Source organism: Haloferax prahovense (genome assembly GCF_000723845.1).
Classification (GTDB): Archaea; Halobacteriota; Halobacteria; order Halobacteriales; family Haloferacaceae; genus Haloferax; species Haloferax prahovense.
The window spans coordinates 2,872,980-2,888,326 of sequence record NZ_LK053000.1 but is presented as its reverse complement, the minus strand read 5'-3'; the positions used below and the strand labels follow the sequence as shown (position 1 = coordinate 2,888,326).

Annotated in this window: 16 protein-coding genes; 10 read left to right on the top strand and 6 right to left on the bottom strand. The window is 67.6% G+C overall.

The features are described 5' to 3' along the window. Positions 1 to 84 precede the first annotated feature (84 nt). The gene (locus BN984_RS14545; protein ID WP_049968509.1) at positions 85 to 1,266 is read left to right on the top strand and encodes a DUF3179 domain-containing protein; all 1,182 of its coding nucleotides are present in this window, start codon (positions 85 to 87) and stop codon (positions 1,264 to 1,266) included. Positions 1,267 to 1,340: 74 nt separating this feature from the next. Here BN984_RS14545 and BN984_RS14540 read toward each other — a convergent pair whose 3' ends face one another. After that, positions 1,341 to 1,544 (bottom strand): DUF5800 family protein, encoded by a 204-nt coding sequence (locus BN984_RS14540; protein WP_004976775.1) that lies wholly within the window; start codon positions 1,542 to 1,544, stop codon positions 1,341 to 1,343. A gap of 121 nt (positions 1,545 to 1,665) precedes the next feature. Between BN984_RS14540 and BN984_RS14535 the strand changes: the two genes are divergently transcribed. The 3 genes from BN984_RS14535 to BN984_RS14525 all read left to right on the top strand — a co-directional run bounded on the left by BN984_RS14535 (position 1,666) and on the right by BN984_RS14525 (position 4,743). Further along, positions 1,666 to 2,517, top strand: a complete 852-nt coding sequence (locus BN984_RS14535; RefSeq protein ID WP_049968508.1) for a polymer-forming cytoskeletal protein — start codon at positions 1,666 to 1,668, stop codon at positions 2,515 to 2,517. Positions 2,518 to 2,625: 108 nt separating this feature from the next. After that, complete coding sequence (locus BN984_RS14530) at positions 2,626 to 3,489, top strand: DUF4349 domain-containing protein (RefSeq protein WP_049968507.1); 864 nt, start codon at positions 2,626 to 2,628, stop codon at positions 3,487 to 3,489. A 78-nt stretch (positions 3,490 to 3,567) separates the two neighbouring features. Further along, positions 3,568 to 4,743, top strand: a complete 1,176-nt coding sequence (locus BN984_RS14525) for a redox-regulated ATPase YchF (RefSeq protein ID WP_008093559.1) — start codon at positions 3,568 to 3,570, stop codon at positions 4,741 to 4,743. 217 nt (positions 4,744 to 4,960) lie between these two features. On the opposite strand, the gene BN984_RS14520 is transcribed toward BN984_RS14525, so the two are convergent. Further along, positions 4,961 to 5,206 carry a hypothetical protein gene (locus BN984_RS14520; protein WP_008093558.1) on the bottom strand — a complete coding sequence of 82 codons (246 nt, stop codon included), beginning with the start codon at positions 5,204 to 5,206 and terminating at the stop codon, positions 4,961 to 4,963. Positions 5,207 to 5,288: 82 nt separating this feature from the next. Here BN984_RS14520 and BN984_RS14515 point away from each other — a divergent pair, with 82 nt between their 5' ends. Beyond that, a complete protein-coding gene (locus BN984_RS14515) occupies positions 5,289 to 5,708 on the top strand; it encodes a DUF5367 family protein (protein ID WP_008093557.1) in 420 nt (139 codons plus the stop codon). Positions 5,709 to 5,836: 128 nt separating this feature from the next. Here BN984_RS14515 and BN984_RS14510 read toward each other — a convergent pair whose 3' ends face one another. Together BN984_RS14510 and BN984_RS14505 are read right to left on the bottom strand one after the other, a co-directional pair. Beyond that, positions 5,837 to 7,405 (bottom strand): Na+/H+ antiporter NhaC family protein, encoded by a 1,569-nt coding sequence (locus BN984_RS14510; RefSeq protein WP_049968506.1) that lies wholly within the window; start codon positions 7,403 to 7,405, stop codon positions 5,837 to 5,839. A gap of 130 nt (positions 7,406 to 7,535) precedes the next feature. Beyond that, on the bottom strand, positions 7,536 to 8,657 hold the full coding sequence (locus BN984_RS14505; RefSeq protein WP_008093555.1) for a pyridoxal phosphate-dependent aminotransferase: 1,122 nt from the start codon (positions 8,655 to 8,657) through the stop codon (positions 7,536 to 7,538). 256 nt (positions 8,658 to 8,913) lie between these two features. On the opposite strand from BN984_RS14505, the gene BN984_RS14500 reads away from it, so the two are divergent. Genes BN984_RS14500 through BN984_RS14490 form a run of 3 tightly spaced genes read left to right on the top strand, consistent with a single transcriptional unit; the run spans position 8,914 to position 11,620 of the window. After that, a complete protein-coding gene (locus tag BN984_RS14500; RefSeq protein ID WP_049968505.1) occupies positions 8,914 to 9,960 on the top strand; it encodes an ABC transporter substrate-binding protein in 1,047 nt (348 codons plus the stop codon). Beyond that, a complete protein-coding gene (locus BN984_RS14495) occupies positions 9,957 to 10,826 on the top strand; it encodes an ABC transporter permease (protein ID WP_008093552.1) in 870 nt (289 codons plus the stop codon). Before BN984_RS14500 ends, BN984_RS14495 begins: the two co-directional genes overlap by 4 nt. Further along, on the top strand, positions 10,814 to 11,620 hold the full coding sequence (locus BN984_RS14490; protein ID WP_008093550.1) for an ABC transporter ATP-binding protein: 807 nt from the start codon (positions 10,814 to 10,816) through the stop codon (positions 11,618 to 11,620). The genes BN984_RS14495 and BN984_RS14490 overlap by 13 nt, the downstream gene beginning before the upstream one ends. A gap of 31 nt (positions 11,621 to 11,651) precedes the next feature. On the opposite strand, the gene BN984_RS19815 is transcribed toward BN984_RS14490, so the two are convergent. Beyond that, positions 11,652 to 11,801, bottom strand: coding sequence for a hypothetical protein (locus BN984_RS19815; protein WP_008093548.1), 150 nt, complete (start codon positions 11,799 to 11,801; stop codon positions 11,652 to 11,654). A gap of 135 nt (positions 11,802 to 11,936) precedes the next feature. Here BN984_RS19815 and BN984_RS14485 point away from each other — a divergent pair, with 135 nt between their 5' ends. After that, the gene (locus tag BN984_RS14485; RefSeq protein WP_049968503.1) at positions 11,937 to 13,277 is read left to right on the top strand and encodes a DEAD/DEAH box helicase family protein; all 1,341 of its coding nucleotides are present in this window, start codon (positions 11,937 to 11,939) and stop codon (positions 13,275 to 13,277) included. A 55-nt stretch (positions 13,278 to 13,332) separates the two neighbouring features. On the opposite strand, the gene BN984_RS14480 is transcribed toward BN984_RS14485, so the two are convergent. Then, positions 13,333 to 13,725, bottom strand: a complete 393-nt coding sequence (locus tag BN984_RS14480; RefSeq protein WP_049968502.1) for a hypothetical protein — start codon at positions 13,723 to 13,725, stop codon at positions 13,333 to 13,335. Positions 13,726 to 13,832: 107 nt separating this feature from the next. Between BN984_RS14480 and BN984_RS14475 the strand changes: the two genes are divergently transcribed. Next, positions 13,833 to 15,335, top strand: coding sequence for a DUF790 family protein (locus BN984_RS14475; RefSeq protein ID WP_049968501.1), 1,503 nt, complete (start codon positions 13,833 to 13,835; stop codon positions 15,333 to 15,335). Positions 15,336 to 15,347 lie beyond the last annotated feature (12 nt).

Here is a 15,347-nt window from a genome sequence, read left to right as displayed (position 1 = left end):
CTCCGAACTGACGACCCCGCGACGGTCGTGCGCATCGATACCTAACCGCACATTTCTCATAGGCGACTCGGTCGAATATCGGGCATGGATTCGACAACGAACCGACGCCGGGTTCTCGCCGCACTCGGTGCCGGTGTCGCTCTGTCAGGCTGTCTCGGAAGTGACCCGCCGGTCGCGGGCGACGACGCGGGAGCCGATGACGCGTCCGAGCCCGCCGAAACAACCGATTCTACCGCGGGCGAGTACTCGGGCCCGTTCGAGCTTCCGGTCCCCGAGGACGAACTCCGCCGGGGCGCGTCGAAAGACGCTATCCCGGCCATCACCGCCCCCGTCTTCGCGGCCGACTGGAGCGGGTTCGACGAGGTGGACGCGACGCTCGACGACGGCGACGAGGTGGTCGGCGTCGAACTCGACGGGATCGCCCGCGCTTACCCGCTCGCTGTCCTGAACTGGCACGAGATCGTCAACGACGGCTTCGACGGCCGGCCCGTGGTCGTGACCTACTGTCCGCTGTGCGGGAGCGCCGTCGTCGCCGACAGACTCGCCGGCGGCGAGCCGACGTACTTCGGCGTCTCGGGCCTGCTCTGGATGTCCGACCTCGTGATGTACGACGACCGGACGAACTCGCTGTGGAGCCAGGTGCTCGCGACCGCGATTCGCGGGGAACTGACCGGCGAGACGCTGTCGCTCCTCCCCTCGACCAGCTCCACGTGGGGCGAGTGGCGAGCGGCCCACCCCGAGACCGAGGTGTTGGTTCCGCCGCCCGTCTCGGGGACGATTCGCGGGCGGCAGACCCGCCAGTACGACGTGAACCCCTACGCGAGCTATCAGCAGTCGAGCGCCATCGGCATCGGCTTCAACGACGCGGCGGACGACCGATTGCACCCGAAAACGTCGGTCGTCGGCGTCGCCGCCGATGGTGTCGCCCGCGCTTACCCGCTCGACGCGGTGGAGCGCGCGGGCGTCGTCAACGACACCGTCGGCGACCTCCCGGTCGTCGTGGCGGCCTCCGCCGAGGGAACCCTCGTCGCCTACGTCCGCCGGGTCGACGGCGAGGCCGTCGCGTTCGAACGCGACGGGTCGGTTCTCGTCGCCGCCGGGTCGCGGTGGAACCTCCTCACCGGCCGGGCGCTCGACGGTCCCCACGAGGGGTCGGTCCTGACGCGGGCCAACGACCGCTCGCCGATGTTCTGGTTCGCGTGGGCAGACTTCAACCCGGAGACGGAGATTTACGGGGTGAAGAACGCGACCGGCGAGGAGGAGTAGTCGTTCGCGCGGCGAGCGCGCGTGATTCGAGGGCGATACGCGGAGAATCGGAGTTTCGGCCGTTCGGGCGGCGGCTACGACGAGTTCAGGATGTCGCGGACGCGCCGGGGCTCGCCGGAGAGGGAGGGCTCCTTCTCGACGATTTTCAGCACCTCGTGGTCGGTCACGTCGGGGTAGGACTTCCCGATGGCCTCCTCGATGAGGGCCTTTTCGAGGCGGAACTCCGTTCCCTCGTAGACCACGTCTACGCCGTCGTCGTCGAAAGAGAGAATCGTCATACCTGTCTTTGTTTTCCGCGAGTAGTTAAATACGCGTCGTCGTCGCGAAACCGGCGGCCCCCGTCGTGTCTGACGGTCGTCTTGCGGACGGTTTATTATGGCACGGGTGTTGGTTCGGAGCGTGTCACTGGGTACGGACCCGCTCGATGCGCTCGAAATTCCCGACGGGACGACGGTCGAGGAACACGACCTCGTCACCGACGGCGACGTGGTCGTCGGCGGGCAGAGCACCGTCGAGTTCGGCGTCCGCGGACAGAACGTCCTCGCGGGCGAGCGCGTCACCTTCGGCGGCGACATCGAGGCCGAGGCCGACTGCCGACTCGACATGCTCGACGACGTGGCCGGAAACGTCCTCGTCGGCAACGACGCCTACCTCGGCGAGCGCGTCCACATCGCCGGCCGCCTGATGGTCTCGGGCGACCTCGACATCGGCGACGACGTCGACATCGAAGAGGGGTTCGAGGCCAACGGCTGGATCGTCATCCGCAACCCAATCCCGACGCTCGTATTCTACTTCATCGTCCTCTCGCAACTTCTCCGACTCGGCGAGGACGAGGCGGCCGACGAACTCGCCGAAACCCTCTCGGGCGAGTCGCCGCACGACCCGCTCGTGATTCCCCGGAACGCCACCGTCTCAGACGACGCGTGGCGCGTCTCGACGCCCGCACACGTCGGGTCAGACTGCCGAATCCACGGCAACATCCGCGCGAAGTCCATCGACCTCGCCGAGGACAACAACGTCTTCGGGAGCCTCCGCGCCCGCGACGACATCGTCGTCGGGAGCGGGACGCGCATCCACGGCGACGTGACCACCCGAAGCGGCGAGGTCCGCATCCACGAGGACGCGCGCGTCCTCGGCGACGTGTCCTGTAACGACCTCGTGCTCGAAGCCGGCGCGCACGTCGACGGCACGATGCGCGCCCGCGGCGAGATGCGCATTCACCGCGATAACCTCCCCCGCGAGGCCGAGTAACCGAATTCGAGACCGACCGAGCGACCGCGGCTCCCCGTGCGCCGCGATAGCAACAGTCGTCGTTTGTGCTTACCCAACGATTAATCCCTCAGGTGGAGAGTGTCGTCTATGGACAATCGACTGAAACTTCTCTCGGTCGCCCTCCTCGTCCTCCTCGCCGGGTGTACCGGCGGCGCGGCGGACGGTGGCGCTGGCGGCGCGGAGAGCGTCTCGCTCGCCGCCGACACGGCCGCCTCCACCGACGCCGAACAGACGGGCGGCGACGACCTCCCGCAGGCCCAGCGGCGGGCGGTCATCAAGAACGGCCGGATAGAACTAACCGTCGACGAGTTCAACGAGTCGCGCGACGCGGTCGAAGCGACCGCCGAGTCCTACGGCGGTTACATCAGCGACTCCAACGAGTACGTCAACCGCCGGAGCGGCGGCACCTACCGCTCGGGTCAACTCGTCGTGCGCGTCCCCTCCGAGGACTTCTCGGCGTTCATGGCCGACATGAAGGACCTCGGCGAAGTCGAGCGCGTCGAGACGAACTCGCAGGACGTGACCGACCAACTGGTCGATATCGAAGCGCGGTTGAGCAACCTCCGAGCGCAGCGTGACCGCCTCCGCGAACTCTACGAGGCGGCTAACACGACCGAAGACGTGCTCGCGGTCGAAGAGCGCCTGACCGAGGTCCAGACCGAAATCGAGCGGCTCGAAGCCCAGAAGCAGTCGCTCGAAGACCGGGTCGCCCTCTCGACCGTCCGCGTCTCGCTGTCCGAGCGGCCGCCCGGCCCGGCGCAGTGGTACGACACGCCGGTCTTACAGGCGTTCTCCGAGTCGGTCAACGGCGCGTTCGTCGCCCTTCGGGCGCTCGTCGTCGCCGTCGCCTACGCGGTCCCGTACCTCGTCGTCTTCGGCGGCCTCCTCGCGATTCTCGGGAGCGGGGTGGTGCTCGCCGGCCGCGCCGCCTACAGGCGACTGACGGACTGACCGCTCGCCGGTCTCTGTTCGTCGCTCGCGCGTCCTCGCACGCGAGCGTTTTTCCGCGTCCGCGACCATCGTCGAGCCATGCTCTCTCTCGCGTTAGCCGGCAAGCCGAACGCCGGCAAATCGACGTTCTACACGGCCTCGACGCTCGCCGAGGTCGACGTGGCGAACTACCCCTTCACGACTATCGACGCGAACCGCGGCGTCACGCACGCTCGCACCCGCTGTCCTTGTCTCGACCGCGACGAGCGCTGTGGCAACTGCGAGGACGGTATCCGCTACGTCGCCGTCGAACTCGTCGACGTGGCCGGGCTCGTTCCCGGCGCGCACGAGGGCCGCGGCCTCGGTAACCAGTTCCTCGACGAGCTGACGAACGCGGACGCCATCGTCAACGTCGTCGACGCCTCCGGCGGGACGAACGCCGAGGGTGAACCCGTCGAGGTGGGGAGCTTCGACCCCGTCGAGGAGGTCGACTTCATCGAGGAGGAACTCGAACAGTGGCTCGCCGGCATCGTCCACAAGAACTGGGAGTCCGTGGTCCGCAAGTCGCGGTCGCCCGACTTCGACATGGACGACGCCCTCTCGGACCTCCTGACGGGCGTCGGCGCGAGCGAGTACGATATCGCCGCCGTCCTGCGCGACCTCGACTACTCGCCGAATCCCCAAGATTGGGACGACGAGGACCGCGTGGAACTCGCCCGCGCGATTCGCCGGCGGACCAAGCCCATCGTCCTCGTGGCCAACAAGGTCGACATCGCGCCCCCGGAGAACCTCGAACGACTCGCCGAGACCGGAAAGCCCGTCATCGCGGCCACCGCGGACGGCGAACTCGCGCTCCGGCGGGCCCGCGAGGCGGGCATCATCGACTACCACCCCGGCGACGACGACTTCGAACTCGTCGGCGACGTGAGCGGCGCACAGGAGAAGGGCCTCGAACGAATCCGCGACCTGATGGGCGAACACGGCGGCACCGGCACGCAGGAGGCCATCGACACCGCGGTCTACGACGTGCTCGACCGAATCACGGTCTACCCGGTCCAAAACGAGTCGAAGTGGACCGACGGCACGGGTAACGTCCTCCCCGACGCCTTCCTCCTTCCGCGGGGGTCGACGCCGCGGGACCTCGCGTACGCGGTCCACTCCGACATCGGCGACGGCTACCTCCACGCGGTCGACGCGCGAGCGAAACGCCGCATCGCCGAAGACCAAGAACTCGAAGAGGGTGACGTCATCAAAATCGTCTCGACGGCGAAGTAACTGTCGTCGATTCGTCTTTTCTGCGGATTTTGTCGCTCTTCTTGGGTCAGTACTCCGTCCGCCACGCCACAGATAAATCAAATGACGCTATATGGAATTGGAGTTCAGCAGCTCACCGACGTACGACAGTCGAGAGTATCGTTCACCGGGGCGTGGCGGTCGCTCGTCCGGGTTTACGCGATAAAAATGGAATCACCGGTTCCTAACCGACTGCGGCTTAGAGGTCTTTGGCGACGCGAAGTTCCGTATCGGTGACCGTCTCCACCGACGCGGCGGGTACTTCGATGTCGTCGCCGTCGGCGTCGCCGAAGCCGAGGCCCTGTACGACTGCCTCGGCGATGTCTGGGTCGGGTTCGACGTACGCGATTTGGGCGTCCGTGTCGACTTCGGTCACGATTCCGATCTGTTCGGCTTCCTCGTCCATGAGGAACTTCCCTTCGTCGGCGGTCGAGAGAACTGACATCCGCCCAATCGTTACTTCCGAATGACATAATAACCTACGGCCCCGTACGAACGCTGATACTTCTCGCCCGCGTACGGAACGCATGACAATCGGTTCACAGGTCTCCGAGGCCGACGCTCGTCGGCTCCCGCTGTCCGAGACGCGGGTGCTTCTCGGCGTCGGACTGGCGATTGCCCTCGTCGCCGGCCTCGTCTTCCGCGTCGTCGGCCAGCTCGTGTTAGTTCCCTCCCGTCCGTTGGTCACGGCTGCGGTGTTCGCGTTGACGGTGCCCGCGATGTGGGCGCTCGCGGTCGGGGTCTTCCGGTGGCGCGGGCTCTCCGGCGGCGCGAAACGGGAGGCCGCGGCGCTGCTCGTCGTCCCGGGCATGCTCGTCGACGCGGTCTCGACGGCGCTGTTCTCGCTCGTCTACCCGAACATGGGGCTCGAAGCTGCGGGGCTCTTCGGCGGGCTGTTGCTCCTGGCGTACGCGACGGTTTTGGTCTCGGGGTTCGTCGGTCGGTGACCCGATTCGGGCCGACGCTTCCATCGTCGAGCCGCCGCTCGGCGACAGTGCGGCTCTCCTCTCTTCTGCTCAGTCACGCGCGACGACGCGAAAAATAGGGCGCGAAGCGGCGGTCCGATTCGGACTCGTCAGTCCGACTCCGACGAGGAGCCGAAGGCGGTCGGGACGCTCACGTCGGCGTGTTGCGAGAGGTAGTACGCGAGCGCGAACAGCGCGACGACGCCGATGCCGAGAAGCGCCAGCGAGCCCACGCCGTAGCCGCTCGCGAGGAACAGCCCCGTCGCGACGGCTCCGCAGAGGACGGCGTACGGAATCTGCGTGTTCACGTGGTCGACGTGGTCCGCGCCGGCGAACATCGACGAGAGGACCGTCGTGTCGCTGATGGGCGAACAGTGGTCACCGAACAGCGAGCCGGTGAGGATAGCGCCGATTGCGCCCGGCAGCGGCGCGCCGAGCTGGTAGGCAAGCGGCACCGCGACGGGGAACATGATACTCATCGTTCCCCACGACGTACCTATCGAGAACGAAATGATGGCCGCGGCGAGGAAGACGACCGCGGGCAGGATTTCTGGCGTGATGACGCCCTCGGCGATGCTGACGACGAACGCACCGACGCCGAGCGCCTGGCTGACGCCGCCGATGGTCCACGCCAGCGAGAGGACGGCCACGGGGAACATGACCATCTTGAACCCCTCGAAGATGGCGTCGCTGACGGCCTCGAGTTCGACGCGGGCGTGGCCGACGAGGATAGCGAGCAGTAGCGCGCACGCCGAGAAGACGCCCCAGAGGATGGCGTCGGCGGTGGCCGCCTCCTTCAGCGCCTCGACGGGTGCAAGCCCGGGCCAGCCGCCGGAGTACAGCAGACCGAAGCCGGTGACGGCGACGAGCGTGACGATGGGCGCGGCGAAGTACCACCAGCGCGAATCGACGTGGTCGGGCGTGACGATGTCCTCCTCGCGCGTCTCGATGAGGGGGTCGGCGTCGTCGCCGAGGACCTTCCCCTCTTCTTTCGCGCGGCGTTCGGCGCGCTTCATCGGCCCGAAGTCCCAGTCCATCACGACGAGGATGAACACGAGCGCGACCGCGAGCAGGCTGTAGAAGCGGAACGGAATGCTCTGGAGGAACACCACGAAGGCGCTCTGGTCGATGCCGAGCGAGGCGAACTGCTCGCGGATGAGTCCGACCTCGAAGCCGACCCACGTCGAGACGACGGCGACGCTCACCACGGGCGAGGTGGTCGAATCGAGCAGGTACGCCAGCTTCTCGCGGCTGATGTCGAACTTGTCGGTGATGGGCCGCATCACCGAGCCCGTGATCATCGTGCTCGCGTAGGAGTCGACGAAGATGAGCATCCCGAGGACGCTCGTCCCCAACGCGGCCTGTTTCCGGGTCTTGATGCGGGCGATGATGCGCTGTGCGAGCGCGTTCATCCCGCCCGAGAGGAATATCATCCCGAGCATCGCGCCCGAGAGGAAGGTAAACAGGAGGAGTTTGCTGTTGAACGACTCGGTCACGTTGTTGATGACCAACTGGAGGGAGTACGCCGCCCCGCCGATGGGGTTCCATCCCACCAGGATGGTCGCACCGATCCAGATGCCGGTGAAAAGCGAGAGGAGCACCTGCCGACTGAGCAGCGTCAGCACGATTGCGAAGAGCGCCGGCAGCAGGCTGATGACTCCCTGCGTCTCTGCGGGCATGACAAACGTTTCGTCACCAGCTCCCGAAGTTAAGGGTTTTCACTTCGAACGCCGAGAATAAGACGTATCGGATGCCGTCCGTTGCCGTGGTGCGGTCGACGAATCGGGCGGTTACGGACGTGCGAGATTCTCAGACGACCGCGTCGTACGCCTCGCCCATTATCTCGATGGCCTCGCGGAGCGACTCGGTGTCGGTCGCGTACGACAGGCGGGCGTAGCCGTGGCCGTGCTCGCCGAACGCCTCGCCGGGGACGATAATCACGCCGCGGTCGATGCACTCGTCGACGAAGCCCTCGGGAACCTCGGGCATGACGTAGAACGCGCCGCCCGGCGACGGGACGGTGAGGCCGATGTCCTCCAGCCCCTCGACGACGAGGTCGCGGCGCTCGCGGAACGTCTCGGTCATCTCCTCGATTCGGTCCTGCGGGCCGCTGAGCGCGGCTTCGGCCGCAAACTGCGCCGGCGCGGAGGCGCACGCCTGCACGTACTGGTGGACGCGGAGCATGCGCTCGACCCGGCGGGGAGAGCCGTACACCCAACCCAGCCGCCAGCCGGTCATCGAAAAGAGCTTCGAGGCCGAGTTGACGACGACGACGTTGTCGGTCTCGGCGAACTCGATGGGCGAGCGGTGTTCGCCCTCGAAGACGGTGTACTCGTACACCTCGTCGGAGATGCAGAGCACGTCGTGCTCGTCGGCGATGCGGGCGAACTCGGCGATGTCGTCGGGCGGCGACACCGCGCCCGTCGGGTTGCCGGGGCTGTTGACGACGAACGCCGCGGTGTCGTCGGTGATGGCCTCTTCGACCGCCTCGGGGTCGAGCGTCAGGTCGTCGCGGAGGGGGACCGGCACCGGTTCGCCGCCGGCGAGTTTGGTGAGCGCGTCGTAGGAGACGAAGCCCGGGTCGGGGATGATGACCTCGTCGCCTTCGTTCACGTGCGCCTCGATGGCGATGTGGAGCGCCTCGCTTCCACCGGCCGTGGCGATGACGTCGCCGGGGTCGAGGTCGACGCCCTGGTCGCGGCGGTGCTTCTCGGCGATAGCCTCGCGCAGGCTCGGGAGTCCCTTGTTCCCCGTGTAGCCGTCCGCCTCGCCGGCCTCGATGGCCTCGACGGCCGCCCGTCGCGCGTGGTCCGGGGCCGGGAAGTCTGGCTGGCCCAGCCCGAGGTTGATAGCGTCTTCGCCAGCCGCCTCGAACACCTTGCGAATGCCGCTGATGGAGATTCGCTCCACTCGGTCGGAGAAGTGCGTCATATCCTATCCCGCGTCGCGGTTCGGGATAGTTCTTCCCACGCACGGTCGCGGTCGACCCGTCGACCCCGTGACATGACCGACGGACAGTAACGGATTTTACTGCCGCTATCTTGGAGGAGGCAATTCAGGAGGACAGACTGTTTCAACCCCGGATACGGTCGTGAACCGGATTTCCATCGGTTCTCGCGCGTCATCTACCGCGTCTATCGTTACCGCGTACGCGCCCGGAATAAGGCGCTGATTCGTAACGATGGCAATGACAGAGGCACCACGCTCGACTTCACTCAGCCGTAGACGATTCCTGCAGGGCTCCGGCCTCGCCGCGACCGCCGGCCTCGCGGGCTGTCTCGGCGGGTCCGGCGGGAGCGGGCTGGACGAACTCAACGTCGCCTACATGCCCATCTACCCGGACATGCAGTACTTCGTGATGGAAGAAGAGGGGCTGTTCGACCAGCTTTCGGTCCCGGTGGCTGGCAAGAAATTCTCCGACGGCCCGAGCATCGTGCAGGCGTCGGCGACGGGCGACTTCGACGTGATGATGTTCGGTATCGTCCCGGCGATGATTGTCATGGACAAGGGCATCCCCGCGAAGATCACCGCGGCGAACATCAAGAACGCGATGCAGATTCTCGCCACCGACGACTTCGCCGCCCTCTGGGAGGAACACGGCAAGGACGCCTTCGCCGAGTTCGAAGCCCGAGAGGGCCGGAAGTTCACCTTCGGCACCTTTCCGCCGGGGTCGGTTCCGGACATCCTGCTCCGCTACTGGATTCAGAACACGCTCGGGCTCGACCCCGAGGAGGACGTGAACATCAAGGGCCTCGGCGGCGCGGCCGCGGTCCAGCAGGCGCTCCTCTCGAACAACATCGACGGCACGAGCATCATGGAGCCCGTGCCGACGGTCATCGAGGCCAACGACGCGCCGTTCCAGCCCATCGCGTGGGCGGGCGACTTCATGCCCGGCCAGCCCGCGGCGGTCACGCTCATGCACGACCGCCTCCGGCAGGACAACCGCGACCTCGCCACGGAGTTCGTCGAACTCCACCAGCAGGCGACGAACTTCGTCGCCGACAACCCCGACACGGCCGCCCAGCACGCGAGTTCGGTCATCGGAGAGAGCGCGCTCCCGGTCGAGACCGCTCGCGCGGCGCTCGACTCTCCCGCGTCGGACTTCATCACCGACCCCCACGATATCGAAGGCGGCGCTGAAATCTTCGCGGACTACGCCCAGACGCTCGGGAAGACGGAAGCCCAGTTGACCGTCGACGAGATGTTCGACTACGGTATCTACGACTCGCTATGAGCAACGACGAAGTCGGCAGCGGCGTCGCCCTCTCGGAGACCGACGCGGACGAGCGACTGCTCGACCGGCTCGCGGGGTTCTCCTCGGAACAGACGGGGCTCGCGGTCGCCGGCTTCGCGGGCTTTCTCGCCGTCTGGTACGTCGCCGCGCTGTTCCAGCCCACGTATCTCCTCCCCTCGCCCGTCGAGGTGCTAGCGGCGTTCGTCGTCGAACTCACCGCGCCGGCGTCGCTGTCGATTCCCTTTACGGGCGCGGAACTCCCGGCGACTCGACTGGTGGTCAAACTGATTCAGAGCCTCTACCACTACGTGCCGGGCCTGCTCATCGGGACTTCGCTCGGCGTCTTCGCGGGCGTCGCCATGGGTTGGAACACTCGCGTCGACAGCGTCTTCACGCCCGTCACGCGTCTCCTCCGGCCGATTCCGCCCCTGGCGTGGATCGGCTTCGCCGTCATCTGGCTCGGCGTCAACCACCAGGGCGCGACGTTCATCGTCGCCATCGGCTCCTTCTGGATTAACTTCTACAGCGCCTACGGCGGCGTCGAGGGGGTCTCGGAGGACCTCAAGGAGGTCGCCGCGACCCTCGGCGTCGACGACGACTGGACGATGATTCGGAAGGTCGTCCTCCCGGCGGCCAGCCCCTCCATCATGACCGGTATCCGGACGAGCATCGGCCAGTGTTGGATGATCGTCGTCGCGGCCGAACTCATCGTCGGCGTCGGCGTCGGCTACGAGATTCTCAACACGGCGCAGAACCTCGCCATGGACGTGTCGGTCGCCTACATGCTCGTCATCAGTATCGTCTTCCTCGTGAGCGACGGCCTGTTCCGCCGGGTCGAACGGCGGGCGCTGGAGTGGAGAGCATGAGCGGAGACGCGAACGCGGGAGCCGACACGACCGCGACCGGCCCCGACGAGACCGCGACGGTCCGGGTCGACTCGCTCGGCAAGACCTACGCCTCCGACCGCCGGACGGTCGAGGCGCTGTCGGACGTTGAGTTCGCGGTCGAGGACGGCGAGTTCGTCTGTATCGTCGGTCCCTCGGGATGCGGCAAGACGACGCTGTTCCGCATCATCGCCGGCCTCGAAGACGCCACGTCGGGCGCGGTCACCCTCGACGGCTCGCCCGTCACCGGCCCCGGCACCGACCGCGGCATGGTGTTTCAGGAGTACGGGCTGTTTCCGTGGCGGACCGTCGCCGAGAACGTCGCCTTCGGGCTCGAGGAACAGGGCGTCGAGGAGCCGGCGCGCTCGGAACGCGTGACGGAGATGCTCGAACTCGTCGGACTCGACGGCTTCGCCGACGCCTATCCCAAAGAGCTGTCCGGCGGGATGAAACAGCGCGTGGGCATCGCCCGCGCGCTCGCGGTCGACCCCGAACTGCTCCTCATGGACGAGCCGTTCGGCGCGGTCGACGCCCAGACCCGCGACATGCTCCACGGCGAACTGCTCGACATCTGGGCGGAGACGGACAAGACGGTGCTGTTCGTCACCCACGACGTAGAGGAGGCCGTCACGCTCGCCGACCGCGTGGTCGTCATGGCCGCCAACCCGGGTCGCGTCCGCGAAATCGTCTCGGTCGATATCGACCGCCCGCGCGAGCGGACCGAAAGCGAGTTCGCGGAATACGTCGAGCGGATTCGCGGACTCATCGGGGAGTAATCCGGGCCTCTACGTCCCGGTTCTCGCGTCTCTACTTCCGCGCCTCGCGCAACTCGTCGATGTGCGCGTCGATGACCGACAGCGTCGCGTCGGCGTCGACGTAGCCCTTCTCGTACTCCTTCATCGCGCTGTTGTAGTCGCTGAGGAACTGTGCGACCGCGTCGTCGAGGTCGTCGCTCATACACGTCCGTAGCCCCGCCATCGGATTTGAACCTTCGGCCCGCGGACGGCGGGACCGGAAGCGCACGGGACTCCGGTCCGACGGCCGCACCGCGGGACCGTCGATTTATCACCGCGCCCCGCCAACGCGCCGGTAGTGACGACCCTCCGCTTCGAGGACGGAACCGTTCACGTCGGCACCGACCTCGATATCTCAATTCCCGGCGTCGAGTCCGACCCCCGAAGCGGCGGCTATCGTGCCCCAGCGATGCGGTACGCCGCGATTCGGGATGCGCTCGACGCGGCCGGCGTCGACTACGACGACCGGGTCACGGCCGCTCTCGACGCCCCCCTCTCGCTTTCGACGACCTACGACCTCCGCGACTACCAGCGGGCCGCTCTCGACGCGTGGCTCGACGCGGGCGGTCGCGGCGTCGTGGAACTGCCGACCGGCGCGGGTAAGACGGTGCTCGCGGTCGCCGCGATGGTCGCCCGCTCGGTACCGACGCTCGTCGTCGTTCCGACCATCGATTTACAGGACCAGTGGATACGAGAACTCGAAACCGAGTTCGACGTGCCAGTCGGTCGGTTCGGCGGCGGCGAGCAGACCCAAGAGGCCATCACGGTCTCGACGTACGACTCGGCGTACCTCCGCGCCGACGACGTGGGCGGCGACTTCGGCCTCGTCGTCTTCGACGAGGTCCACCACCTCGGGGGCGAGGGCTATCAGGACATTCCGCGCTTTCTCGCCGCACCTTCCCGCCTCGGCCTGACGGCGACGTTCGAGCGCCCCGACGGCGCACACGAGCGCGTGGAGGAACTCGTCGGCCCGCGGGTGTACCGCCTCGACGTGGACGACTTGGCGGGCGACCACCTCGCCGACTACGAGGTCCGCCGAATCGAGGTGGAACTCACCGCCGACGAGCGCGAGACGTACGACGAGGCACAGGAGACGTTCGTGAACTACCTGCGCACCTCGGGGCTGTCGATGCAGTCGGGCAGCGACTACCAGAAACTCGTGATGCGCTCCGGGAACGACCCGAGAGCGCGGGAGGCGCTCCTCGCCAAGCAGCGCGCCCGCGACGTGATGATGAACTCCGAGGCGAAGGTGGACAAACTGGCCCGGTTGCTCGCGCGACACCGCGAGGACCGCGTCATCGTCTTCACCGCCTCGACCGACCTCGTCTACCGCATCTCGCGGCGCTTTCTCGTCCCGCCGATAACCAACGAGACCGGCACGAAAGAGCGCCGCGAAATCCTCGCCCGCTTCCGCGACGGCACCTACGACACCGTCGTCGCGGCCAACGTGCTCGACGAGGGCGTGGACGTGCCCGACGCGAACGTCGGCATCCTCCTCTCGGGGTCGGGGTCGGAACGCGAGTTCACCCAGCGCCTCGGTCGCATCCTCCGACCGAAGGCCGACGGTTCGACCGCGACGCTCTACGAACTCGTGAGCGTCGAGACGGCGGAAGAACGGGTCGCGGCCCGGCGTCGGTGACGCGGACGCGGGTCGGCGCGGGTCGGCACCGGCGGGAAAGCGGTCGCCTTCGGAGTCAGGCCAGCGAGACGTTCAAATCGCCGTTGTTGCGGAAGGCGTCGAACTCGAACTCGAACTCGATTGCGAAGTCGGCGCTCCCGGCGGCCGGGACGGCGAGCTCCTGCGACCGAGTCGACTCCTCGTCGCGGACGCTGACACGGGCTTCCACCGTGGCGATTCGCTCCGCTCCGCTGTCGTTGACGACCGTCCCGAAGACGCGGAGGCGGCCGTCGTCGGTCGCCTCGAAGTCGACCTCGGAGATGCGAACCGGCGGTACCTCCGGGGTGTCTCGGGGCTCCCCTGCCGGTGCATCGGGCGGGTTTCGCGGGCCCGTCGCGCCCGGAAGCGACCCGAGACAGCCGGACGACAGGCCGACCGCGACCAGTCCGAGGAGGCGTCGTCGCTCCATACGATGGCGTCCGCCGCGGGCGCAATGAACCTTGTCGTCCGCGTTGTCGCTCACTTCTCGCCCCGCCGCCCGAGTCGTTTTTGTCCCGCGGTCCCGTCGTGGCGAGCGTGCTGACGAAGGACCTGCTTCGCGTGTCGCGGGCGGGCGGCGGCTACCACCCGCAGTTCGCTGACCGGGGAGACCGCCCGCTGGCTGCGAAGGCCATCGGCGTCTTCCGGCGACACGTCGGCGACGCGCGGGCCGACCTCGACGACGCCCTCGCCGACCTCGAAGCCGAGGCCGACGACTTCAAACTCGCCCGCGGCTTCGCGTCGCTGCTCGACCGCGAGGCGGTGTTCGAGACGGCGGCTCCCCTGCCACCGGTCCGTGCCCGCCGCGCCGCGTTCGAGGCCGCGATGGCGGCCGGCGGCGTGACGACGCCCGAGGAGCGGGCCGCGGCGCTCGACCGCGCGGCGTCCTCGCTCGGGTCGTCGCCCGAGGCGGTCGACGAGTCGCTCACGGCCGACCGCGAGGTCGAACAGGTGCTTTCCGAGTTCGACCCGCGGTGGACGCCCGACGAACTGCTCGCGCAGTACAACCTTTCGCTCGCCCAGACCGCCCTGTTCGACGCGACCGAGGTTCGGGTCCGAAGCTCCGACCCGAAGGCCGTCGTCTCGGCGGTCAAGCGCCTCCGTCTCATGTACGAGGTCCGGAAGACCGACGCCGGGCGCGAGGTCGTCGTCACCGGCCCCGACGCGCTCTTTCAGCGAACCAGACGCTACGGAACCGCCTTCGCTCGCCTGCTTCGGTCGGTCGCAACCGCCGGCGACTGGCGACTCGTAGCGACCATCGACGACCGCGGGACGGAACGCGAACTGACGCTCACGAGCGACGACGTGTCAGTCCCCGGCGTCGAGCCGATGGCCGAACCCGGCTTCGACAGCGGCGTGGAGGCCGACTTCGCCGCCCGCTTCCGCGGCCTCGACTTCGACTGGTCGCTCGTCCGGGAGCCGGAACCCCTCGACACAGGGACGAGCGTGATGATTCCGGACTTCGCGTTCGACTACGCGCACGCCGACTTCCGCGTCTTCTTCGAGATTATGGGCTTTTGGACGCCCGAGTACGTCGAAAAGAAGCTGGGCCAACTCGCCGACGTGGAGGACGTGGAACTCGTCGTCGCCGTGGACGAGTCGCTCGGCGTCGGCGAGGACATCGCCGCCCGCGACCACCGTGCCGTCCCCTACTCCGGCTCCGTGCGCGTGAAGGACGTGGTGGACGTGCTGCGCGACTACGAGTCCGACCTCGTCGCCGACGCGGCCTCGTCGCTCCCCGCCGAACTCGCGCCGGACGACGACGTGGTCACCCTGTCCGACCTCGCGGCCGCCCGCGGCGTCTCCGTTGACGCGCTCGACGACGTGGCCTTCCCGGAACACGAACTCGTCGGGCGGACCCTGGTCCGGCCCGCCGTCCTCGACGCGCTCGCCGGGGAAGTCGAGGCGGGGATGTCGCTGTCGACGGTCGAGTCCGTCCTCGACGACCGCGGCCTCGACGACGCGAGCGCGGTCCTCTCGCGACTCGGCTACCGGGTCGAGTGGGCGGGGCTGACCGGCGGGACAGTCAAAGAGAAGTAGCGGTGCGCCGCA

Excerpts from the sequence above, each read along its gene's own strand:
- BN984_RS14505 (WP_008093555.1), bottom strand. The coding sequence starts at position 8,657 with ATGACGCACTTCTCCGACCGAGTGGAGCGAATCTCCATCAGCGGCATT.
- BN984_RS14545 (WP_049968509.1), top strand. The coding sequence starts at position 85 with ATGGATTCGACAACGAACCGACGCCGGGTTCTCGCCGCACTCGGTGCC.
- BN984_RS14540 (WP_004976775.1), bottom strand. The coding sequence starts at position 1,544 with ATGACGATTCTCTCTTTCGACGACGACGGCGTAGACGTGGTCTACGAG.
- BN984_RS19815 (WP_008093548.1), bottom strand. The coding sequence starts at position 11,801 with ATGAGCGACGACCTCGACGACGCGGTCGCACAGTTCCTCAGCGACTAC.
- BN984_RS14480 (WP_049968502.1), bottom strand. The coding sequence starts at position 13,725 with ATGGAGCGACGACGCCTCCTCGGACTGGTCGCGGTCGGCCTGTCGTCC.
- BN984_RS14515 (WP_008093557.1), top strand. The coding sequence starts at position 5,289 with ATGACAATCGGTTCACAGGTCTCCGAGGCCGACGCTCGTCGGCTCCCG.
- BN984_RS14525 (WP_008093559.1), top strand. The coding sequence starts at position 3,568 with ATGCTCTCTCTCGCGTTAGCCGGCAAGCCGAACGCCGGCAAATCGACG.
- BN984_RS14520 (WP_008093558.1), bottom strand. The coding sequence starts at position 5,206 with ATGTCAGTTCTCTCGACCGCCGACGAAGGGAAGTTCCTCATGGACGAG.
- BN984_RS14495 (WP_008093552.1), top strand. The coding sequence starts at position 9,957 with ATGAGCAACGACGAAGTCGGCAGCGGCGTCGCCCTCTCGGAGACCGAC.
- BN984_RS14510 (WP_049968506.1), bottom strand. The coding sequence starts at position 7,405 with ATGCCCGCAGAGACGCAGGGAGTCATCAGCCTGCTGCCGGCGCTCTTC.
- BN984_RS14500 (WP_049968505.1), top strand. The coding sequence starts at position 8,914 with ATGACAGAGGCACCACGCTCGACTTCACTCAGCCGTAGACGATTCCTG.
- BN984_RS14530 (WP_049968507.1), top strand. The coding sequence starts at position 2,626 with ATGGACAATCGACTGAAACTTCTCTCGGTCGCCCTCCTCGTCCTCCTC.